Annotated in this window: 19 protein-coding genes and 1 riboswitch; of the genes, 3 read left to right on the top strand and 16 right to left on the bottom strand. The window is 68.5% G+C overall.

Features of this window, described 5'->3' with window-relative positions:
* Positions 1–43: 43 nt before the first annotated feature.
* Together DIE21_RS25710 and DIE21_RS25705 are read right to left on the bottom strand one after the other, a co-directional pair.
* Positions 44–337 (bottom strand): H-NS family nucleoid-associated regulatory protein, encoded by a 294-nt coding sequence (locus tag DIE21_RS25710; protein WP_124500375.1) that lies wholly within the window; start codon positions 335–337, stop codon positions 44–46.
* Between the two features lie 357 nt (positions 338–694).
* Positions 695–1354 (bottom strand): HugZ family protein, encoded by a 660-nt coding sequence (locus tag DIE21_RS25705; protein ID WP_124500333.1) that lies wholly within the window; start codon positions 1352–1354, stop codon positions 695–697.
* A gap of 265 nt (positions 1355–1619) precedes the next feature.
* Between DIE21_RS25705 and DIE21_RS25700 the strand changes: the two genes are divergently transcribed.
* Positions 1620–2834 (top strand): MFS transporter, encoded by a 1215-nt coding sequence (locus tag DIE21_RS25700; RefSeq protein ID WP_124500332.1) that lies wholly within the window; start codon positions 1620–1622, stop codon positions 2832–2834.
* Positions 2835–2933: 99 nt separating this feature from the next.
* On the opposite strand, the gene DIE21_RS25695 is transcribed toward DIE21_RS25700, so the two are convergent.
* Both DIE21_RS25695 and DIE21_RS25690 read right to left on the bottom strand, forming a co-directional pair.
* Complete coding sequence (locus DIE21_RS25695; protein ID WP_124500331.1) at positions 2934–4076, bottom strand: branched-chain amino acid ABC transporter substrate-binding protein; 1143 nt, start codon at positions 4074–4076, stop codon at positions 2934–2936.
* 450 nt (positions 4077–4526) lie between these two features.
* On the bottom strand, positions 4527–5606 hold the full coding sequence (locus DIE21_RS25690) for a nitronate monooxygenase family protein (protein ID WP_124500330.1): 1080 nt from the start codon (positions 5604–5606) through the stop codon (positions 4527–4529).
* A gap of 272 nt (positions 5607–5878) precedes the next feature.
* Between DIE21_RS25690 and DIE21_RS25685 the strand changes: the two genes are divergently transcribed.
* Positions 5879–6571, top strand: a complete 693-nt coding sequence (locus DIE21_RS25685; protein ID WP_124500329.1) for a dienelactone hydrolase family protein — start codon at positions 5879–5881, stop codon at positions 6569–6571.
* Between the two features lie 81 nt (positions 6572–6652).
* On the top strand, positions 6653–8131 hold the full coding sequence (locus DIE21_RS25680) for an amidase (RefSeq protein WP_124500328.1): 1479 nt from the start codon (positions 6653–6655) through the stop codon (positions 8129–8131).
* An 82-nt stretch (positions 8132–8213) separates the two neighbouring features.
* Here DIE21_RS25680 and metF read toward each other — a convergent pair whose 3' ends face one another.
* The 12 genes from metF to DIE21_RS25620 all read right to left on the bottom strand — a co-directional run bounded on the left by metF (position 8214) and on the right by DIE21_RS25620 (position 21411).
* Positions 8214–9044: a methylenetetrahydrofolate reductase [NAD(P)H] gene (metF, locus tag DIE21_RS25675; RefSeq protein WP_124500327.1), complete on the bottom strand. Its 831-nt coding sequence runs from the start codon at positions 9042–9044 to the stop codon at positions 8214–8216.
* A 24-nt stretch (positions 9045–9068) separates the two neighbouring features.
* Positions 9069–9422 (bottom strand): phage holin family protein, encoded by a 354-nt coding sequence (locus DIE21_RS25670; RefSeq protein ID WP_006477367.1) that lies wholly within the window; start codon positions 9420–9422, stop codon positions 9069–9071.
* A 165-nt stretch (positions 9423–9587) separates the two neighbouring features.
* The gene (gene ahcY, locus DIE21_RS25665) at positions 9588–11006 is read right to left on the bottom strand and encodes an adenosylhomocysteinase (protein WP_124500326.1); all 1419 of its coding nucleotides are present in this window, start codon (positions 11004–11006) and stop codon (positions 9588–9590) included.
* Positions 11007–11040: 34 nt separating this feature from the next.
* Positions 11041–11156, bottom strand: a riboswitch (S-adenosyl-L-homocysteine riboswitch).
* A 78-nt stretch (positions 11157–11234) separates the two neighbouring features.
* On the bottom strand, positions 11235–11969 hold the full coding sequence (locus DIE21_RS25660) for an RNA polymerase sigma factor FliA (protein ID WP_124500325.1): 735 nt from the start codon (positions 11967–11969) through the stop codon (positions 11235–11237).
* 16 nt (positions 11970–11985) lie between these two features.
* Positions 11986–12804, bottom strand: a complete 819-nt coding sequence (locus DIE21_RS25655) for a MinD/ParA family protein (protein WP_124500324.1) — start codon at positions 12802–12804, stop codon at positions 11986–11988.
* Positions 12797–14548, bottom strand: coding sequence for a flagellar biosynthesis protein FlhF (gene flhF / locus DIE21_RS25650; RefSeq protein WP_124500323.1), 1752 nt, complete (start codon positions 14546–14548; stop codon positions 12797–12799). The genes DIE21_RS25655 and flhF overlap by 8 nt, the downstream gene beginning before the upstream one ends.
* The gene (gene flhA / locus DIE21_RS25645) at positions 14545–16647 is read right to left on the bottom strand and encodes a flagellar biosynthesis protein FlhA (RefSeq protein ID WP_124500322.1); all 2103 of its coding nucleotides are present in this window, start codon (positions 16645–16647) and stop codon (positions 14545–14547) included. The genes flhF and flhA overlap by 4 nt, the downstream gene beginning before the upstream one ends.
* Complete coding sequence (flhB, locus tag DIE21_RS25640; RefSeq protein WP_124500321.1) at positions 16644–17843, bottom strand: flagellar biosynthesis protein FlhB; 1200 nt, start codon at positions 17841–17843, stop codon at positions 16644–16646. The genes flhA and flhB overlap by 4 nt, the downstream gene beginning before the upstream one ends.
* A gap of 386 nt (positions 17844–18229) precedes the next feature.
* Positions 18230–18610 (bottom strand): DUF805 domain-containing protein, encoded by a 381-nt coding sequence (locus DIE21_RS25635; protein ID WP_124500320.1) that lies wholly within the window; start codon positions 18608–18610, stop codon positions 18230–18232.
* Positions 18611–18972: 362 nt separating this feature from the next.
* Positions 18973–19470, bottom strand: a complete 498-nt coding sequence (locus DIE21_RS25630) for a VOC family protein (RefSeq protein WP_124500319.1) — start codon at positions 19468–19470, stop codon at positions 18973–18975.
* Between the two features lie 167 nt (positions 19471–19637).
* A complete protein-coding gene (locus DIE21_RS25625; RefSeq protein WP_124500318.1) occupies positions 19638–20891 on the bottom strand; it encodes a DUF3443 domain-containing protein in 1254 nt (417 codons plus the stop codon).
* A gap of 16 nt (positions 20892–20907) precedes the next feature.
* Positions 20908–21411 (bottom strand): DUF2844 domain-containing protein, encoded by a 504-nt coding sequence (locus DIE21_RS25620; RefSeq protein WP_124500317.1) that lies wholly within the window; start codon positions 21409–21411, stop codon positions 20908–20910.
* Positions 21412–21468: the final 57 nt, after the last annotated feature.

Below are 21468 nucleotides of genomic sequence, written 5' to 3'. Positions count from 1 at the left end.
ACGGATACGCGGCTCTTTTTGAGACGACGACTTAAACGATCGTTTAAATCGTAAACTGTTCGCGGTTCTTGCCGGCGATCCAGCGCGGCGGCTTGCCGCGGCCCGACCACGTCGCGCCCGTTTCCGGATCGCGGTACTTGGCTGCCACGCCGGCGCGCGGACGACCGACCTTGCCGGCCTTCGCGCGGCTGAGGCCGAGATCGGCGAGCGAAAAGCCGTAGTCGGCAATTTTCTGCTTCACGTCATTCAGCACTTCGGCGTATTCGCGCGACTTCGCTTCTTCGATTTGCTTCTCCAGCTTCTCCCGCTGGGCCAGCAGGTCCTTGTAAGAAGACATAGTTTCCCTTTCTATATGATCAATGGCGCCGGTCTGCAGCCGGTTCACCATTCATGGAATATTTGTGCCTCGGATTTTCGAAGGCAGAGATTAGCACAAAAAAGATTTGATAGAAGCGGGATTCACGAAAATCCCGAGACCAATTGTAATTCGCGCATGTCATTTTGACCGGCCACGGCCTTTTCTCAAATTTTCATGCGCTTGCGTAGAGATTAGGACATTACCGATCCGGTAATAGGTCTATCAACATACGCAATTACCCTGCATGTGGGAAAATCGAAGCTTTCATCAGGCGACAAGTTTTTGCATAAATCACATGGCGCGGTTCGCTAAACAGACAAAGCGGCATCCGCGGCGTCACGTCACATCCCGCGCGCAGGCCATCAACCGCTCGCGCAGCGCGCCGGCGTCGCCCGGCAGCGGGTCGAACGGCGTGCGCACGCGGCGGCCGTCGCAGCGCCAGTCGGCGCCGCGGCGGTCGACGCCGAGCAGGTCGAGCCCGTCGCGGCGCGCGGCGCTCGCGTCGTACGCGTCCCACAACGCCCGTTCGTCGTCGAACCCGAGCGGCGGCAGCGCATCGAGGCCCGTGCCGTCCACCCAGCCCATCCGGCCGAACCCGCCGATATAGCGCAGCCGCTCGATGTCGAGCGCCCAGAACGTGAAATCACCGAGCGCGAGATAGCGCGCCGCGTCGGGTTCGTAGCGCGTATAGCGCGCGGCGACATGCGGATCGTCGCCGAGCGGCACGAAGCGGCCGAGCAGCGTCGCGCGCTCGGCGTTCAGCACGTCGCCGTCCGGCGCGTCGACGACGAGGAAGCCCGCGCGCGGATCGGCGGCGAGATTGCGCGTGTGCTCGGCGAGGCCGCTCACGAGAATCACGGGCCGATGATTCGCGTCGGGGGCGAACGGCACGACCGTCGGATAGGGAAAACCTTGCGGGTCGCGCGCGTGGGTCGCGAGCGTGCCGAGCGCGCAGCGGTGCAGCAGGTGCAGGGCAAGGGCGGGATCGATGTTCACGGTGACTCCTGCGGTCGGAAGGCCTGGGCGGCAAGGATGGCGAAGGCGCGCAACACGGGCAAGCTCCGGTACGCCGCCTGCGCATCGATGTTACCCGCGGCGGCGGCCCGCCGGGCATCGGCCGGATGGCAGATGCGGCCCGCGCAAGCGGCGTGCGCGACGGGCCTGACGGCCAGCGCGCCGGCAAGACCGTAAGCGGTTCGATAGAATCGGACGAATCCGACGGGCGCGACGCGCCCGCGCATCGTCCATTCAAGAGCATTCCGTGTCCGAATCTTCCTCCCGATCCTCGTCCGCCTTCGCCGCGCCGCCCGACGCGCACCGCGTGCTGGCCTTGCCGGTTCGCCAGCGCGCACGCACGGCCACGATGGCGCTGTTCTTCGTCGCCGGCATGATGTACGCGTCGTGGGGCGTGCATGTGCCGACCGTGCGCGACAAGTTCGCGTTGAGCCCCGGGCTGCTGTCGATCGCGCTGTTCGCGGTCGCGGGCGGGTCGATCGCCGCGATGCTGACGATCGCGCGCTGGATCACGCGCGTCGGCTCGCGCACCGCGTGCCTCGCGGGCGGGCTCGTGATGTCCGCGTGCGCGGCGCTGATCCTCGTCGTGCCCGACTACTGGATGCTGCTGGTCGTGCTCGCGCTGTTCGGCTTCTCGATGGCGACGCTCGACGTCGCGATGAACGCGGAGGCGAGCGCGGTCGAGATCGCGCTCGGCAAGCCGATCATGTCGTCGCTGCACGGGATGTTCAGCATCGGCGGGATGTCGGGCGCGGCGGCCGGCGGCGCGCTGCTGTCGGCCGGCATGGCGCCCGCCATGCATCTCGCGCTCGCGGCGGCCATCAACGCGGCGGTGCTGGTGGCCGCGAGCCCGGCCGTGCTGCCGCACGTGCCGCATCACGAGCACGCGCACGGCGGCGGCAACCGCTGGCGCTCGCCCGCGCTGTGGATGCTCGGCGGCATCGCGCTGATCGCGCTGATTGCCGAAGGCGCGATGTACGACTGGGCAACGGTCTATATGCGCGACGTCGTCGCGGCGAGCCCCGCGCTCGCGAGCGCCGCGTATGCGGCATTCTCCGGCGGAATGGCGATCGCGCGTTTCGCGGGCGACGCGGTGCGCGCGCGGTTCGGCGCGCCGCAGCTCGTGTTCGCAAGCGCGTCGCTCGCGTGCGCCGGGATGATCGGCGCGCTGCTGTTGCCGAACCCGGCCGCCGTGCTGACGGGTTTCACGCTGATGGGCCTCGGCCTCGCGAACATGATGCCCGTGCTGTTCGCCGCTGCCGCGCGCGTGAAAGGCATCCACGCGGCCGAAGGTCTCGCGCACGTGGCCGGGCTCGCGTATTTCGGACTGCTGTTCGGTCCGGTCGTGATCGGCGCGGTCGCGCAAACCGCGAACCTGACCGTCGGCCTGTCGGTTGTCGCGCTGTGCGCGGCGCTCGTCGCGGCCATCGCGCCGAGGGTGCTTGCGCACCTGAAGATCTGAGCGCGCGGCGGACGCACCGCCTGCTGCGAGCCGCCAAAAGAAAGCGCGCCCGCGTTGCCGCAGGCGCGCTTTCACCCCTTCTGTCGACCGATCTTCAGCTTACATCTTCACTTCGTCGAGCAGCGTCTTCTTGCCGCCCTTGTAGTTGTACAGCGAGATCACGCCGTGCTGCAGGTCGCCCTTCGAATCGAAGGTCGTGGTGCCGATCACGCCCGTGTACTTCGTCGCCGGCATCGCGCCGAGGATCTTCGCCGGGTCCGTCGAGTTCGCGCGCTTCATCGCGTCGGCGACGATGTACACCGCGTCATACGTGAACGGTGCGTAGATCTGGATCGGCTGGCCGAAGCGCTTCTCGTACTTCGCCTTGAACGCGCCGCCGCCCGGCATCTTCTCGAGCGATGCACCGGCTTCCGAGCACACGACGTTGTCGGTCGCATCGCCGGCCAGGTCCGCCAGCTTCTCCGTGCACACGCCGTCGCCCGCGAAGATCTTCGCGCGCAGGCCGAGCTGCTTCGCCTGTTTCGCGAACGGGCCACCGGTGGCGTCCATGCCGCCGTACATGATCGCGTCCGGATTCTCGCCCTTGATCTTGGTCAGGATCGCGCGAAAGTCGACCGCCTTGTCGTTGGTCGCGTCGTGCGACAGCACCTTCAGGCCGAGCGCCTTCGCCTTCTTCTCGAACTCGTTCGCGAGACCCTGGCCGTAAGCGGTCGAATCGTCGACCACCGCGACGCTCTTGATGCCCTTCGAATGCGCGTAGTCGGCGAGTGCCGGGCCCTGCTGCGCATCGGTCGCCACCACGCGATACGTGGTCTTGAAGCCTTGCTGCGTGTAAGCCGGGTTGGTCGCCGACGGCGAGATCTGCACGATGCCCGCATCGCTGTAGATCTTCGAGGCCGGGATCGACGTGCCCGAGTTCAGGTGGCCGATGACGGCGACGACCTTGTCGTCGACGAGCTTCTGCGCGACCTGCGTGGCCTGGCGCGGGTCGGCCGCGTCATCCTGCGGGTCCAGTTGCAGCGTGATCTTCTGGCCGCCGATCGTGAGACCCTTGGCGTTGATCTCCTCGACCGCGAGACGTGCACCGTTTTCGTTGTCCTTGCCCAGGTGTGCAATGCCGCCCGTCAACGGCGCGACGTGGCCGATCTTGACGACTTGATCGGCGGCTGCGTTGCCTGCAGCTGCAGCGCACAGCATCGCAGCTGCGGTGATCGGCAACAGCTTTTGCATCTTGATATTCATGTAAGTCTCCAGTTTCGGTCCCAATAAACGCCATCGCCCGGTGCCCCGCTGCCATCCCTGTGTTTGCATCACTGGACGATTCGCCGGTTGCATCGTTCATGCACTTGGCCTCAAGCACGTGGGAAACGGCCGCTTTTAGCGACCGACCGCCCGTACTTGCGCGCAAGTGTAGGTGATCAAATTAATTTGTGGGACTTTTTTGGGGTAGTGGTAACACTACCGATACGGGCACTTTGGAATGACTACTCGAATATCGCTGCAAGCCCCGCCGGATAAGGGTTTCCGCTAATTTCGGACAGCCTGGTCGAAAGGTTGATTTAAAGCATTCCCGCGTCATTTCGATTCGGTATTTTGTGCGGGGGATCGTTGAATGAAACGCGTGTGACAGCACGCGCGTTTTCGGCGCGATACGGGCTCCGATACGCGCCGATCCGGCGGCCGTCGAGCCGTTCATGCGGCCATTGCGCGCCATTCGGCATCGAGCGCGCCGACGAGCTGCGACGTCGTCAGCGCGGCGTCGCGCCGCCGTGCGAGCGGCGCCCCCTGCCCGGCCCACAGCGACAGGTAGTCGCCGTCGTTCGCGCGCGCGGCGGCCTGGCGCAACGGCTGCGTCAGCGCATTCTGCACCGGATACGGCGCGGCATCGGCCGCGCGTTCGCCGAGCCGCGCCATCAGCGTGTTGCGCAGTCCGCGCGCATGACGCCCGGTGATCGCCCGCGTGACCTGCGTCGACGTGTCGGCGCTCGCGAGCAGCCGCGCCTTCCAGTCCGCCGCGATCGCGCTTTCCACACACGTCAGGAACGCGGTGCCGAGTTGCGCGCCCTGCGCGCCGAGCGCGAGCGCGGCGGCGATCCCGCGGCCGTCCATGATGCCGCCCGCGGCGAGCACCGGCAGGCCGGTCGCATCGACGAGCTGCGGCACCAGCGCGAGCGTGCCGATCAGCGCGTCGTCGGCCGAGCCGATGAAGGTGCCGCGATGGCCGCCGGCTTCGGCGCCCTGCGCGGACAGCGCGTCGGCGCCGGCCGCCTGCCACGCGAGCCCTTCGGCGACGTGCGTCGCGGTGCCGATCACGTAGGTGCCGGCAGCCTTCAGGCGCGCGACGTCGGCCGCGTCGAGCACGCCGAACGTGAAGCTCGCGACCGGCACGCGCAGCGCGACGAGCGCATCGAGCTGCGCGCGGAAGTCGGGCGCGTAGCGCGCGGGCGCGGCGCCGGGCGGCAGCCCGAGCGTCGCGTTCAGCGGATCAATCGCGGCGAGCGCGCGCGCGACGGTCGACGCGTCGGGTGCGGCCTCGGGCAACACGAACAGGTTCACGGCGAACGGCCGCGCGGTCGCCGCGCGAATCGCGGCGACTTCGGTCACGAGACGGTCCGCCACGAACGCGCCGGCGCCAAGGCTGCCGAGCGCGCCGGCATTGGACGCGGCCGCGACCATCGCGGCCGTGGTCGCGCCGACCATCGGCGCCTGCACGAGCGGCAGGCGCAGGCCGAAGCGTTCGGAAAACGGGGTGGACAATGCACGGGCGGACATGGTGAATCCTTCGATGACGATGCGCGAAAGCGCTTTGTAAAAGCCGACACGTCGACTCTATCGAAGCGGCGCGCCCTCGAAAAATGAATAATCGAGATCAAAACGATCGCTGCGCGAGAAGCGCGTGCGGGACGCCGGTTCGACAAGCGCGCCCACCCGGCAGGCGCGCCGCTTGCGCGCGCTGCAGCGCCACGGGATTGGTGGCACACTAGGCCGCCCCTTTTTCCATCCGCGGCGCGCCCGTCGCGCGCCCGTTCGCCAGGAGTTCAAACGTGACTGCCCAATGGATCGACATCCCGACCGGTAACGACAGCTTCGGCGGCTATCTCGCGCTGCCCAAGCGCGGCACGGGCCCCGCCGTCATCATCATCCAGGAGATCTTCGGCGTGAACTCGCACATCCGCGCGGTCGCCGACCAGTACGCGGCCGACGGCTTCGTCGCACTCGCGCCGGACGTGTTCTGGCGCACTCAGCCGCGCGTCGAGCTGGCCTACGAAGGCGCCGATCGCGACAAAGGCATCGAGCTGATGAAGAAGACCGACGTCGGCCTCGCGGTCGCGGACATCGGCGCGGCCGCCGACGCGTTGCGCGCACGCCCGGAAGTCGCCGGCAAGATCGCCGCGATCGGCTACTGCTTCGGCGGCCAGCTCGCGTACCGCGCGGCCGCTGCGGCCAAGGTCGATGCGGCGGTCGCCTATTACGGCGGCGGCATCCAGAATGCGCTCGACCTTGCCGGCAAGATCACGCAGCCGATCCTGTTCCACTACGCGGAGAACGACCACGGGATCCCGCTCGACGCCGTCGAGCAGGTGAAGGGCGCGTTCGCGGGCCGCCGCAATGCGTCGTTCCACCTGTACCCGGGCGCCGAGCACGGCTTCAACTGCACGGACCGCGCGTCTTACAACCAGCGCGCGTCGGCCCTCGCGCACGGCCGCACGCTGACGTTCCTCGCCGAGCACCTGTAAAGGCAGCCGGTGGCGGGCCCGGTGCGCCGGGCCCGCGTTATCCTCCTTTCATCGCCACAGGTCACAACGGGGGTGACAGCGATGCACTCGGACTATCTCGCGCATGACGCGATCGGCCTCGCCGCACTCGTACGCGAGCGCAAGGCGAGCCCGCGCGAGCTGCTCGACGCCGCGATCGGCCAGGCCGAAGCGGTCAACGGCGCGGTCAACGCGATCGTGCTGCAGGACTACGACGCCGCGCGCAAACGCGCGGCGTCGGCCGGCGACACCAGCACCGGCGCGCCGTTCGCCGGTGTCCCGTATCTGGTCAAGGATCTCGGCGCGGCGGTGGCCGGGCTGCCGCTGTCGATGGGCAGCCGCCACTATCGCTACTTCGTCCCCGCCGACGATTCGCCGCTGATCGCGCGCAGCCGCGCGGCGGGGCTCAACGTGTTCGGCAAGACCAACACGTCGGAAATCGGCCAGATGCCGTACACCGAACCCGAGCTGTTCGGCGCGTGCCGCAATCCGTGGAACCTCGATCACACGCCCGGCGGCTCGAGCGGCGGCGCGGCCGCGGCCGTCGCGGCCGGCATCGTGCCGCTCGCGCATGCGTCCGACGGCGGCGGCTCGATCCGGATCCCGGCGTCGTGCTGCGGGCTGTTCGGCCTGAAGCCGAGCCGCAACCCGATGCTGGTCGACCTGCCGTCGAACGGCGAGCTGGTGGTCCAGCACGCGGTGTCGCGCAGCGTGCGCGACAGCGCGCTGCTGCTCGACGTGACGACCGGCCAGACGCTGCCGCCCGGCGCGCCCGGCACCTTTCTCGGCGAGCTCGACACGCCGCCCGGCCCGCTGCGGATCGGCCTCGTCGTCGACCCGATGCTCGCGCCGGCGCTCGCCGACGACACGCGCGCGGCGCTCGACGACGCGGCCGCGCTCGTCGAATCGCTCGGCCATCACGTGGAACCGGCGACGCTGCACATCGACTATGGGCGCGCGGCCGAAACCTTTCTCACGCTGTGGGCGACGATCGCCGAGGAGATGGTGCTCGGCGCCCGCGCGCTGACCGGGCGCACGCCGAAGCGCGCCGAGTTCGAACCGGCGACGTGGGCGATGGCCGTGGTCGGCCGGCGCGTCGCCCGCGCGCGCCTGCCGGACGTGCTCGAATGGCAGCGCCAGCTCACCGTGCAGGTCGCGGGCCTCGTGTCACGCTACGACGCGATCCTGTGCGCGACGCTCGCAGGGCCGCCGGTCAGGATCGGGGAGCTGCAGCCGACGCCGCTCGAAGCCGCGCAGATGAAGCTGCTCGGCGCGCTGCCGGTGAAGCCGCTGCTGCGGGAAATGCTCGCGAAGGCGTCGGAGAAGGCGTTCGCCTGGGCCGGCTGCACCGAGCTGTTCAACCTGACGGGGCAGCCGGCGATGTCGGTGCCGCTCTACTGGAACCCGCGCGGGCTGCCGATCGGCGTGCAGTTCGTCGCACGCCACGCCGACGAGGCGCTGCTGCTGAAACTCGCACGCCAGCTCGAACGGGCACGGCCGTGGTTCGACCGGCGTCCGCCGCTGATGCAGGCGCAGCGCTGACGCAAGCGCTTCGATCGACAGCAAAAAAAGCCCCGCCGGTTTTGCCGGCGGGGCCTTTGCGCATGCGACCGCGTGATGACGCTTACATGGTGAGCCGTTCGCAGATGGTCCGCGTCGCGGACGCCGCGTTCAGCGTATAGAAGTGCAGCCCCGGCACGCCCGCATCGATCAGGCGCTGGCACAGGCCCGTGACGACGTCCGCGCCGAACGCACGGATCGCGTCGCGATCGTCGCCGAAGCTCTCGAGCCGGCGCGCGACCCAACGCGGCACTTCCGCGCCGCACATTTCCGAGAAACGCATCAGCTGCGAGAAGTTCGTGATCGGCATGATGCCCGGCACGATCGGCACGTCCACACCCAGCTTGCGCGCATCGTCGACGAAGCGGAAGTACGCGTCGGCGTTGAAGAAGTACTGCGTGATCGCGGAATTCGCGCCGGCCTTCACCTTGCGCGCGAAGTTCTCGAGATCGGCCTTCGGCGAGCGCGATTGCGGGTGGTACTCCGGATAGCCGGCGACTTCGATGTGGAACCAGTCGCCATGCTCGGCGCGGATGAAGCTGACCAGCTCGGACGCATAGCGCAGCTCGCCGACCGCGCCCATCCCCGACGGCAGGTCGCCGCGCAGCGCGACGATATGCCGGATGCCGTACGAGCGGTACTGGTCGAGGATCGCGCGCAGGCTGTCGCGCGACGAGCCGATGCACGACAGGTGCGGCGCGGCTTCGAGGCCGTCCTTCTGCATGTCGAGCACGGTATCGAGCGTGCCCTGCTGGGTCGAGCCGCCGGCGCCGAACGTCACGGAGACGAATTTCGGCTTCAGCGGCAGCAGCTGCGCACGCGTCGCGCGCAGCTTCTCGACGCCGTCCGCCGTCTTCGGCGGGAAGAATTCAAACGAAAGTTCGATCGGTTTCATGATTCGCAAGAGTGGGCCCGGCCGTCAGCCGATGTCGCGCTGCCCGAAGATCAGCGCGGACAGCAGCCACGACACGATGCTGTACAGGATCGAACCGAAGAACGCGGACCAGAACCCCGACACCTCGAACCCCTTCAGCAGCGACGACGCGAACCAGAAGCACAGTGCGTTCACGACGAGGATGAACACCCCGAGCGTGACGATCGTGACGGGCAGCGTCAGCAGGATCAGCACCGGACGGATCACCGTGTTGATCAGGCCGAGCACGACCGCGATGATCAGCGCGGTGCCGAAGCTCTTGATGTGGATCGACGGCACGAGGTACGTGATGATCAGCAGCGCGAGGGCGTTGATGACCCAGGTGAGGATGACGCTCATGGAGGGCTCCGGTTCGGTTGTCGATCTGGTCGGTCAATGCTCGGTTACCGCCGCCGGCCGCCACGCATGCCCGCGGGCACGATGCGACGGACGGCGATCCGGCACCGTGCCGCCGACCCGCGCGCGCCCGTTGCGGGGCGCACGCGGCACGGCGGCCTCGGCGCATCAGTAGCGGTAGTGGTTCGGCTTGAACGGGCCGTCCTTCTGCACGCCGATGTACGAAGCCTGCTCGTCCGACAGCACGGACAGGTTCGCGCCGATGCGCGCGAGGTGCAGGCGCGCGACCTTTTCGTCGAGATGCTTCGGCAGCACGTACACCTTGTTCTCGTACTCGCCGCCGCGCACGAACAGCTCGATCTGCGCAAGCGTCTGGTTCGCGAACGAGTTCGACATCACGAACGACGGGTGGCCGGTCGCGCAGCCGAGGTTCACGAGGCGGCCTTCGGCCAGCAGGATCACGCGCTTGCCGTCCGGGAAGATGATGTGGTCGACCTGCGGCTTGATGTTTTCCCACTCGTACTGGCGGGTCGACGCGACGTCGATTTCCGAGTCGAAGTGACCGATGTTGCAGACGATCGCGTTGTGGCGCATCGCCTTCATGTGATCGTGGTTGATCACGTGGTAGTTGCCGGTCGCCGTCACGAAGATGTCGGCCTTGTCGGCCGCGTATTCCATCGTCACGACGCGGTAGCCTTCCATCGCCGCCTGCAGCGCGCAGATCGGATCGATTTCGGTGACCCACACGGTCGCGCCGAGGCCGCGCAGCGACTGCGCGCAGCCCTTGCCCACGTCGCCGTAGCCCGCGACGACCGCGACCTTGCCCGCGATCATCACGTCGGTCGCGCGCTTGATGCCGTCGACGAGCGACTCGCGGCAGCCGTACAGGTTGTCGAACTTCGACTTCGTGACCGAGTCGTTCACGTTGAATGCCGGGAACGGCAGGCGGCCGTCCTTTTCCATCTGGTACAGGCGGTGCACGCCGGTCGTGGTCTCTTCGGTCACGCCCTTGATGTGCGCGAGGCGCGTCGAGTACCAGGTCGGGTCGGCGTCGAGGTGCGTCGCGATCGACTTGTACAGCGCGACTTCTTCCTCGTTGGTCGGCTTCGCGATCACCGAACGGTCCTTCTCGGCCTTCGAACCGAGGATCAGCAGCAGCGTTGCGTCGCCGCCGTCGTCGAGGATCATGTTCGCGAATTCGCCGTTCGGCCATTCGAAGATGCGGTGCGAGAACTCCCAGTATTCGTCGAGCGACTCGCCCTTGAACGCGAACACCGGCGTGCCGGCTTCGACGATCGCGGCGGCGGCGTGGTCCTGCGTCGAGAAGATGTTGCACGACGCCCAGCGGACATCGGCGCCAAGCGCCTTCAGCGTCTCGATCAGCACGCCGGTCTGGATCGTCATGTGCAGCGAGCCTGCGATGCGCGCGCCCTTCAGCGGCTGCTGCGCCTTGTATTCGTCGCGGATCTGCACGAGGCCCGGCATTTCGGTCTCGGCGATGTTCAGTTCCTTGCGGCCCCAGCCGGCAAGCGCCATGTCGGCGACGACGTAATCCTTGGAAGCTTGCGAATCGATAATGGCGTTCATCACGCCCTCCTTTCTAAAAAAGTTCTAGAAATTGGTGACGTGAGCGCCGTTCAGGAAGCGGGGCCGGCGCGAATCTCGCCGCACGGCTGCTTGGTGAAGCTTTCCGAGCCTGGCGGACGCAGAAGGTCCGTCGCAACGCTCCTCGGAAAACGGGAGGGATTGTAGCAAATCGGCGCGGGAAATGCGCGCCGCGCGCGGTGTCGGCGCGCGCGTGGGGCAATGAAAGGGTCAGTTCTCCGCGCCGACCCACGCCTGTTCGCGCAGCCGCGCGCGCAGGCGGGCGACGGCCTGGCTGTGCAGCTGGCACACGCGCGATTCGCTGACCTCGAGCACCGCGCCGATCTCGCGCAGGTTCAGCCCGCGCTCGTAGTACAGCGACATCAGCAGCTTCTCGCGTTCGGGCAGCCGGTCGATCGCGTCGACGAGCGCCTCGCGCAGGTGGTCGTCGAGCAACGTCGACAGCGGATCGGCGTGATCGACGCGATAGCGGTCGAGGAACGGCTCGTCGTCGGCCGCGCGGTCGAAATCCTCGTAGTAAATCAGCTGGCTGCCGTGCAGGTCCTGCAGCATCCCCTGGTATTCGTCGAGCGGCATCTTCAGGTGCTGCGCGATCTCGATCTCGCTCGCCGAGCGGCCGAGCTGCTGCTCGACCTGGTGCACCGCGTACTCGACCTCGCGCGACGTCTTGCGCAGGCTGCGCGGCAGCCAGTCGTTGCTGCGCAGCTCGTCGAGCATCGCGCCGCGGATGCGCTGGGTCGCATAGGTCTCGAACTGCGCGCCCTGGTCTTCCTTGTAGCGGCCGGCCGCGTCCATCAGGCCGATCATGCCGGCCTGGATCAGGTCGTCGAGGTCGACGCTCGCCGGCATCTTCGCGACGAGCTGCAGCCCCAGGCGCCGCACGAGCGGCGCGTATTGCGCGAGCACGTCGGCCTGGGTCATCTTTCCTTGAGCGTTGTACATCATGGCTCTCTCCTTCCGCTCACGCGGCGTGGGCCGCACCCGCCTCGTACGACGGCTTGCCGCCCGCATGCACGGCGCGGCCCGCGCCCGAACCCGGGCGCATCGGCCAGTACAGCAGGTCGGCGGCAATCTGCCGGTAATCGCGCGCGGCGGCCGACGACGGGAACGCGTCGACCGCGGTATGCACCAGTTCGCGCGCATGCTCGACGAGCGGATCGGCGCTCACGCAGCCGGCGTCGGCGATCGACACCGTCAGGTAGCGGCTCGCGACGCCCGCGAGGTTGTCGAATGCAGTCCTGGCGTCGGCGTGGCTGCCGACGTGATTGGTCAGCACGCGGAACTGCGCGACCGCGTGCGCGAAATGCAGGCGCTTCATGCACGCATACGCCTCGGTGATCGCCTGCGCGGCAACCCGCGTGACGATCAGCACGTCGTGCGCCTCGCGCGCAAGCGCGGAGAACGCGCCGTCGGCGCCGAGCTGCGCGTCGACCAGCACGATGTCGGCCTGGCCGTCGATGAAGTCGCTCAGCTGCGCGTCGCTGTAGCCGTCGCGCGCGAGCCGCGCGGCCGCGCACAGGCCGAACCCGGCGGCGACGCGCGTGCGTTCGCCGTCGCGCAGCCATGCGCCCGCGAGCGTCGCCGCGGCGCAATGCACGTCGGCGCGCTCGTCGACGACGAGCACGTCCTTGCCGAGCGCGGTCAGCGCGGCCGCGACGTTCACGACGGTGGACGTGCAGCCGACGCCCGCCGGCCCGCCCGTCACCGCGACGATGCGCGACGCGCGTCCGGCCAGCAGGCGCCGCAGCCCTTCGGCCTGGTCGATGATCCGTTTATCCAAATCGCACCTCGTGCAGCTCGGCGGTGGAACGTGCGGTCAGGGCGGACAGCAGCGTCGGCATGTCTTCGTCCTGGGGCACGAAGGGCGAGCCGTCGCGCGGCACGCAGAACGCGCTTTTCAGCAGGAATCTGGTCGACGCGACGTACAGGTTCTCCGGCACCTTCTGGCCGGTCGACACGTAGTGGACCGGCAGCTTGTAGCGGATCACCGTGTCGAGCACGCCGCCGAGGTGAGTCGCCTCGTCGAGCTTGGTCAGGATGCAGCCGGCGAGATCGGGGAACTCGGCCGCGCTGCGGTAGGCCTGGACGACCTCGTTGAGCGTGTCGCCGTGGCTCGTCGCGTTGAGCAGCAACAGGCGCTGCACCGGCGCGTTCGCGCCGTGCAGCATCGCGATCTGGTCGGACAGCGCGCGGTCGCGCTGGCTCATGCCGATCGTGTCGATCAGCACGATGTGCTTGTTGCGCAGCTCGGACAGCGCGAGCTCGAGATCGCCCGCATCCTTCACCGCGTGCACCGGCACGCCGAGGATCTTGCCGAAGATGCGCAGCTGCTCGTGGCCGCCGATCCGGTAGCTGTCGGTGGTCAGCAGCGCGACCTTGCTCGCGCCGAAGCGCATCACGCAGCGCGCGGCGAGCTTCGCGGTGGTGGTCGTCTTGCCGACGCCGGTCGGCCCCATCAGCGCGAACACGCCGCCGCGCTCCATCAGCGCGTCCTCGCTCTCGAGCACCGGCAGGTTCGCCGCGAGCACCGACTGCGCCCAGTCGGCGGCCTGCTCGAAGGTCTGCGCGCCGTCGCCGGACGGCAGGTTGTCGACCAGCATGCGCACCAGCTGCGCGGAGAAGCCGGCCGAGAACAGGTGCTTGGTCAGCGCGCCGTGCACCGGGCTGCGGCGCTGGCGGTCGTGCCACATCAGGCTGTCGAACTGCTCTTCCATCATCCCGCGCATCGCGCCGAGCTCGTGCATCACCGTGTCGTTGACGATGCTCTCGATGCGCGCCTTCACCGCGTCGGCCACCGCGGCGGCTGCATCGGCGGACAGTCGCGGGCGTTCGGCCGGCTTCTCGGCGCGCGCTTCGCTCGCGCGGGCGGGCGCCGGCGACATCCGGCGTTCGGCGTCGCGCACGATGTCGCGGGCCCAACCGGCCGGCGTCGCGGACGCGGCATCCTGCTGCGGGCGCACCGGCGCTTGCGGTGCGGCCTGCGCCGCCTGCGCGCGGGCGATCAGCGCTTCGCGCTGCTGCGTCAGGCGCTTCGCGTGCTCGACGAGCCACGGCGCGGGTTCGGACGACGCTGCCGGCGCGCCGGCAGCGGGCGCGGGCGCAACCGGCGACGGCGATGCCGCGTCCGTTGCGTGCGCGTCGGCATCGAAGGCGGCCGCTTCCGCCGCCGGTGCCGTCGCTTCGGCGCTTGCGCCGAACACCGACGAGAACACGTCCGGCAGCCCGCCGTCGCCTGCCGCATACGGATTGACGGCCGGCCGCGCGAGCGCGGCGCCCGGGCGCGACACGATGCCCGGGACGGCCGCGGCCGGTACGGATTCCGGTGCGCGCGACGCGTAGGTGCGCGCTCGGGCGGCGGCCGGCGGCGTGACCGCGGCGAGATCCGAGTCGGCGAGTGCGACGATTTCGACGCTGCCGTCATCGAGCGTGCGGTTCGACAGCACGACGGCGTCGGCGCCCAGTGCCTCTCGCACGAGGCGAAGCGCGTCGCGGCTGGTCGCGCCGGTGAATTTGCGAATGTTCAAGCGGAACCCCCGATGACGTTAACGACTTTGATCGTGCGCGTGTCCGGCACTTCGGCATACGACAGCACTTTCAGTTGCGGCAGGCTGCGGCGCAGGAAGCGCGCGAGCATCGCGCGCAGCGCGTGCTGCACCAGCAGCACGGGCGGCAGCCCGAGATTCTGTTGACGCAGCATCGCCTGTTGCGTGCCGGTCAGAAGGTTGTGCGCGAGGCCGGGCTCGAGGCCCGGGTTCGCGCCGGTGGCGAGCGCCTGCGACAGCACGCGCTCGAGATTCGAATCGAGGCCCATCACCTGCATCTCGCCCGCGCCCGGATACCACTGCTGCGTGATCGCGCGGCCGAGCGACAGCCGCACCGCGGCGGTGATTTCATACGCGTCGCCGCGGCCCGCGTGTTCGGACACGGCCTCGAGGATCGTGCGCATGTCGCGGATCGGCACGCCTTCCTCGAGCAGGTTCTGCAGCACCTTCTGCAGCGTGGTGAGCGAGATCGTCTTCGGCACGAGGTCCTCGACGAGCGACGGCGCATCCTTGCCGGTGCGCTCGACGAGCGCCTGCACTTCCTGGCGGCCGAGCAGTTCGGCCGCGTGCTGGACGACCAGATGGTTCAGGTGCGTCGCGACGACGGTGCTCGCGTCGACCACCGTGTAGCCGTACACCTGCGCCTGCTCGCGCATCGCGACGTCGATCCACACGGCCGGCAGCCCGAACGCCGGGTCCTGCGTCGCGGCGCCCGGCAGCGCGGCCGTCACCTGGCCCGGGTTGATCGCGAGCCACTGGCCCGGGAACACTTCGCCCGCGCCGATCTCAACGCCCTTCAGCGCGATCCGGTACGCGTTCGGCCGCAGCTCGAGGTTGTCGCGGATGTGGATCACCGGCGGCAGGAAGCCGATTTCCTGCGCGAATTTCTTGCGGATGCTCTTGATGCGCTTGAGCAGTTCGCCGTCGCTGTTCTTGTCGACGAGCGGAATCAGCCGGTAGCCGACTTCGAGGCCGAGCGGATCGATCAGCTGCACGTCGTCCCAGGTCGCCTCGTGGCTGTCGCCCGGCAGCGCGGCAGGCGGCGCGATCTCGGTCACGTCGCCGGCCGCCACGCGGGCCGCCGCGCGGCGGGTCTGCGTGCGGGCCAGCCAGATCGCGCCGCCGCCGAGCGCGAGGAACGCGAAGTGCGGCATGCCCGGGATCAGCCCCATCAGCACGATGATCGCGCCGGTGATGGTCAGCACGCGCGGGTTCGTGAACAGTTGCCCGGTGATCTGCGTGCCGATGTCCTCGTCGGTCGCGACGCGCGACACGATCACGCCGGCCGCCGTCGAGATCACGAGCGACGGAATCTGCGCGACGAGGCCGTCGCCGATCGTCAGCAGCGTGTAGTTGGTGCCGGCCGCCGCGAAGCTCATGTCGTGCTGCACCATCCCGACGATCAGCCCGCCGATCACGTTGATCGCCATGATGATCAGGCCCGCGATCGCGTCGCCGCGCACGAACTTCGACGCACCGTCCATCGACCCGTAGAACTCGGCTTCCTGCGACACGGCCAGGCGGCGCTTGCGTGCCTGCTCCTCGTTGATGAGGCCCGCGTTCAGGTCGGCGTCGATCGCCATCTGCTTGCCGGGCATCGCATCGAGCGTGAAGCGCGCGGACACTTCGGCGATCCGCCCCGCGCCCTTCGTGATCACCATGAAGTTGATGATCATGAGGATCACGAACACGATGATGCCGACCGCGAAGTTGCCGCCGACGAGGAAGTGGCCGAACGCCTCGATCACCTGGCCGGCGGCGTCCGGCCCGGTGTGGCCCTCGAGCAGCACGACGCGCGTCGACGCGACGTTCAGCGACAGGCGCAGGAGCGTCGAGAACAGCAGCACGCTCGGGAACGCCGCGAAGTCGAGCGGCTTCATCGTGTACATGCTGACGAGCAGCACCATCACCGACAGCGCGATGTTGAACGTGAACAGCAGATCCAGCAGCAGCGGCGGCAGCGGCAGGATCATCATCCCCAGGATCATGCAGATGAGGATCGGGCCCGCGAGCGCGCGCAGGTTGGTGCCGGCGAACGGGTTCGCCCGCTTGGCGAACAGGCCGGTGGTGGGGGTGCTCATGCCGCGTTTCCTTGCTTGCCGAGCGTGTCTTCGGCTTCTTCACGCTCGTCGTCGGCCGATACCGACGACCCCTTGTCGAGTTCGGCCGGCACGTCGAGATCGACCGGCGCGGCCGGGAAGGCGCCGCCTTCCGAGCGGAAGCGCCGCAGCTGGTAGACCCATGCGAGCACCTCGGCGACGGCCGAGTACAGCGAGCCGGGAATCTCGCGTTCGAGTTCGACGTTGTGATACAGCGCACGCGCGAGCGGCGGCGCCTCGAGCAGCGGCACGTTGTGCTCGGCCGCGAGTTCGCGGATGCGCGCGGCGACGAGGTTCACGCCCTTCGCGACCACCTTCGGCGCGCGCATCTCGCCGTCCGTGTACTGCAGCGCGACGGCGAAGTGCGTCGGGTTCGTGACGACCACGTCGGCCTTCGGCACGGCGGCCATCATCCGGCGCCGCGCGATCGCGCGCTGCTGCTGGCGGATGCGGCCCTTCACGTGCGGATCGCCTTCGTTCTCGCGATGCTCGCGCTTCACTTCTTCCTTCGTCATGCGCAACTTCTTGTTGTACTGCCAGATTTGGTAAGGCACATCGAGCGCGGCGACCACCAGCATCCCGGCGACCGTCGTGCCGCAGCACACGGCGACCAGATGCATCGCATCGGCGAGCGCCGAACCGAGCGGCTGGGTCGCGAGACCGAGCAGTTCGTCCTTGCTGCGCCAGATCGCGATCCCGCCGATCCCGCCGACGACCAGCGTCTTCGCGAGCGACATCCCGAGCTGGATCGGCCCCTGGATCGAGAACATCCGGCCGAGGCCCGAAATCGGGTTCAGGCGGTCGAACTTCAGCTCGAAGGTCTTCTGCGAGATCAGCCAGCCGCCGAGCGCCATCGGCGCGAGCAGCGCGGCGAGGCCGGTGAGCGCGAGGATCGGCAGCAGCGCGGCGAGACCTTCGACGCTCGCGCTGCCGGCCGCCGACAGCATCCGGTGCGTGTCGAACGCGGTCGCGCGGTCGAACGCGAACGCGCCGCGCAGCATGGCCTGGAGATGGGCGCCCGACGGACCCGCGAGCAGCCATGCGCCGTAGAAACCGGCCGCGAGCAGCGCGAACGAAGCCAGCTCGCGCGAACGCGCGACCTGCCCCTCCTCGCGCGCCTTCTCGCGGCGCCTGGGAGTGGCGGCTTCGGTTCTGTCGAGATCGCTCTCGTCTGCCACGGGGCCTCCAGTCGGGTACGGCGAAATGCCGCTTTCCAGTGACACCGATTATTCATGCGCACGTCAAACGCCGATCGGTCGAGCAAAGCCGGGAAAGGGGGGTATTTCGGGGAATCGGGCAAGCCGGGGCGGCGCGAGGCGGCAGGCTGGGGGCGACACGCGGAGAGGCGGTGAACGACGCGCTCGCGGGCAGGCGCGGTGAAGCGGATGAAGCGGATGAAGCGGATGAGGTGGATGAGGTGGATGAGGTGGATGAGGTGGATGAGGTGGATGAGGTGGATGAGGTGGATGAGGTGGATGAGGCGGTGAAGCGGGGAATCGATGCGGCGGTGAAGCGGTCGTCGGCCCGCCCCGACGCGACGGCCGCGCGTCGGGGCGGGCGGCGCTCAGATCGCCGGAATCGGATCCGAGCCGTAGCGGTTCGGTCCGCTGGTGCCGCGCGAGCACATCCACACGAGCAGCAGGATCCCGCCGACGAGCGGAATGAACGCGATCAGCAGGAACCAGCCCGAGCGGCCCGTGTCGTGCAGGCGGCGGACGGTGACCGCGAGGCTCGGCAGCACCAGGGCGAGCGACACGACCAGTGCGACGATCGCCAGCAGCAGCGAAATCGCGCCGGTTTCGCGGCCGACGGCGGCGAGCACCTGGCAGGCGATCGACACGACGCCGGTGAGCAGCGCGAAATACCAATATTCGGCTCGGCGCGCGCGGCCTTCGAATTTCGCATACTGGTTGAATACGGAACGAATGGCTTCGGTGAAATTCATCTTATTACCCTCCTGTCTTAAATCGGCGACCCCGGAAACAACGCGGGCATTATAAGTTTGAATTTCGGCGCATTGCATCTCTTTTCGCGCAGCGCTCGCCACCGCGCCGCACTGGCGGCAGCGCCAGTGCGGCCGCCGCGGCGGCGCACCGTCTCGCCGATTGGCATGTCACGTCATTTTTATAATCTCGACGCCCTGGCATAAATGACAGCCAGATAATCCACGGCTTGATTACACCAGCATGAAACGAATCGCGACCGATAATCGAATCGATTGTTCACCGGCCGATTTACCGGCCGGTCGGGAATCGCTTCGGGCGCGCGTGCACATGTCGGAAACGGCGCCTGCGGCACGCGTTCGCGCTAGCCGGCCGCCGCCTGCTCCAGCACGCTCAGATCGAGCTTCTTCATCCTGATCACCTGCGCCATCACGCGCTCGGCGCGTGCCGGGTCGCCCGACATCAGTTCGGGCATCTGCACGGGCACCACCTGCCAGGACACGCCAAAGCGGTCGCGCAGCCAGCCGCACTGCTGCGCGCGCTCGTCGCCGCCTTCGGCCAGGGCTGCCCAGTAGCGGTCGATCTCGGGCTGGTCGCGGCAGTTGACGACGAACGACACGGCCGGCGTGAGCGGAAACGCCGGGCCGCCGTTCAGCGCGAGAAACGCCTGCCCGTCCAGCTCGAACGACACCGTCATCACCGCGCCCTCGGCCTGCCCGGACGCCTGCGCGCCGGACTTGCCGTAGCGGGCGACGTGCAGGATGCGCGCGTCGTCGAACACCGACACGTAGAAGCGGGCGGCCGCCTCGGCGTCCTGGTCGAACCACAGAAACGGCGTGATGCGTTGGATTCGCTGGCTCATGGCGCTGTCTCCTCGAGGTCGTGCCGGCACCGGCGCCGGTCTTATATCGTAGGCGCTGTGCCGGCGCGGCGCGGCCGCCCGGTACGTAGTCGGCCCGCTGCCCTGCCGGACGCAAAAAAAAGGGGGCGATCGCTCGCCCCCTTCTTGCTGCCGCCGTTCGTGCGTGGTCAGAACGCGACGTAAGGCTGCGCGCCGCCGCTCGCCGTCTTGTCCATCCCGAAGTAGATCGTCTTGCCGTAGAAGTGCGGCAGACCGAGATCGAGCCAGCCGTCTGCGCCGAACGGGCCGGCGATGTCGTTGAACGCGAACGTCGACGCGTTCGCGAACAGCATGTCGGCGTTCGCGACGGGCATCGACACGCCGCCCGTCGTACCGTTCTTGCCGGTCAGCGTCGCCGTATAGGTGGTCGTCGACGACGGGCAGTAGAACTGCGTGTTGGTCGAGCAGGTCTTCTGCGCCGAATCGTTGAAGAAGTACGCGTTCGAGCCCGTATCGAAGAACGCGGTCACGCTGCCGCCGAGGAACGTCGCGTTCACGTCGCCCGTCGTCGTCGACGTCAGCACCGTCGACGCCCCAAGCGCATTGTTGCTCTGCGTGCCGATCCCGAACGTCAGCAGGCCCGTCGCGCTGCCCTGCCCGCTGTTCGAGATGGTCGGCATCTGCACGATCACGCCGTTGTTGTCGGTCGCGAAGTGATGGACCGGGTTCGCCACCTGCTGCGCCACCGGCACCAGCGTCACCGTGCAGCTCGAGTTGCCGTTCGGGCACGCGTAGTAGTTGTTGGACGTCGCCGACGTCGACGTCGCGCAGGCCGTGCCGCAGTCGAGCGGCGCCGGCCCGATGCCGAGGATGCCGTTCGCGCCGAGGTCGCTTGCCGTGTTGGCCGACGTCCTGGCGCCGTTGTTCGAGCATGAACTCGGCACGTTGGTCGTGCCGAGATCGCCGATGATCTGTACCGGCAGCGAACCCGCCTGCTCGGTGCCGATCGACAGGTCGACGGTACGCACCGAGCCCCATGTGAAGCTCGACACGAACTTGCCGCACTCGGCGACCGGCGCGCCGCCGCTCGTCGTCTGCGGCAGGTTGTTCAACACGCCCGACGACAGCGCACTGCTGACCAGCCGCAACCCGTACGACGCGGTGTCGACCAGCACGTTGTTGACCACCTGGCAGTTCGACGTGCCCGGCGCGCAGATCTTCACGTTGACGGTCGGGATGTTGATCACGTGCGCGACGCCGGTGCCGACCGTGATCACGGCCGTGTTCGCGGTATTGCCGTCCGATACATTGGAGCCGCCGCCATTGCCGCCGCTGCCGCCGTTGTTGTCATCGCCGCCGCCGCAGGCGGTCACGAGCATGGCCGTCGCGGCCGCGACACTCAGCAGGCCGAGCCAGCGCTTGAAGGTACGAGGAATTCTCAAGATCGCTCTCCCGCTGTCACTGGATGTCGGTGCCGGACAGGCCGGCAGGCAGCGCCGCCGGCAGCCACGCCTGGCCCGCGAAGGCGCCCATGTGGCCGCCCGTGCGGATCACGAGGCCGCTCGTATCGACGGACACGGGCGCGCGCCAGCCGCGCGCCGCATGCGCGGCCTGGACGCCGGCGGTGTACTGCGGGAAATAGCTGCCGAGCAGCGACTCGAGGTCCGGCATGCTCGGCCCGCGCCAGGCGAGGCCGAACACGGTGCCGGCCGCGGTCGTGTATTCGTGGATGACGGTGCCCGATCCGAGCGTGATCTCGCGGACGGTGTAGGCGGCCGCGTTCGCCTGCGCGCCGTCGGCCGAGCGCATCGCGCGCTGCATCGCACGCACGGTGGCGGCGCGATCGTCCGCCGGCGGCGACATCGGCGCGCCGCCCAGTTCGGCGTGTGCGTGGACGCTCCACAGCACACCCATCGCGGCCGTCGCGTGCGCAGCGGCCCAGCCCAAGCGTTTCAGCTTCACGTTCCCCCCCAAAGGGACTGGTTTCGTTGCCGGGGGTGCCGCCATCAGGCGCGGCGC

Source organism: Burkholderia sp. Bp9140, from assembly GCF_003853425.1.
In the GTDB taxonomy this organism is placed as follows: domain Bacteria; phylum Pseudomonadota; class Gammaproteobacteria; order Burkholderiales; family Burkholderiaceae; genus Burkholderia.
This window is presented reverse-complemented; position numbering and strand designations above follow the sequence as displayed.

What these genes read in the sequence shown, in the direction of transcription:
- DIE21_RS25710 (WP_124500375.1), bottom strand. Translation starts at nt 337, where the DNA reads ATGTCTTCTTACAAGGACCTGCTGGCCCAGCGGGAGAAGCTGGAGAAG.
- DIE21_RS25695 (WP_124500331.1), bottom strand. Translation starts at nt 4,076, where the DNA reads ATGAATATCAAGATGCAAAAGCTGTTGCCGATCACCGCAGCTGCGATG.
- DIE21_RS25690 (WP_124500330.1), bottom strand. Translation starts at nt 5,606, where the DNA reads ATGTCCGCCCGTGCATTGTCCACCCCGTTTTCCGAACGCTTCGGCCTG.
- DIE21_RS25680 (WP_124500328.1), top strand. Translation starts at nt 6,653, where the DNA reads ATGCACTCGGACTATCTCGCGCATGACGCGATCGGCCTCGCCGCACTC.
- metF (WP_124500327.1), bottom strand. Translation starts at nt 9,044, where the DNA reads ATGAAACCGATCGAACTTTCGTTTGAATTCTTCCCGCCGAAGACGGCG.
- DIE21_RS25670 (WP_006477367.1), bottom strand. Translation starts at nt 9,422, where the DNA reads ATGAGCGTCATCCTCACCTGGGTCATCAACGCCCTCGCGCTGCTGATC.
- ahcY (WP_124500326.1), bottom strand. Translation starts at nt 11,006, where the DNA reads ATGAACGCCATTATCGATTCGCAAGCTTCCAAGGATTACGTCGTCGCC.
- DIE21_RS25660 (WP_124500325.1), bottom strand. Translation starts at nt 11,969, where the DNA reads ATGATGTACAACGCTCAAGGAAAGATGACCCAGGCCGACGTGCTCGCG.
- flhA (WP_124500322.1), bottom strand. Translation starts at nt 16,647, where the DNA reads ATGAGCACCCCCACCACCGGCCTGTTCGCCAAGCGGGCGAACCCGTTC.
- DIE21_RS25635 (WP_124500320.1), bottom strand. Translation starts at nt 18,610, where the DNA reads ATGAATTTCACCGAAGCCATTCGTTCCGTATTCAACCAGTATGCGAAA.
- DIE21_RS25630 (WP_124500319.1), bottom strand. Translation starts at nt 19,470, where the DNA reads ATGAGCCAGCGAATCCAACGCATCACGCCGTTTCTGTGGTTCGACCAG.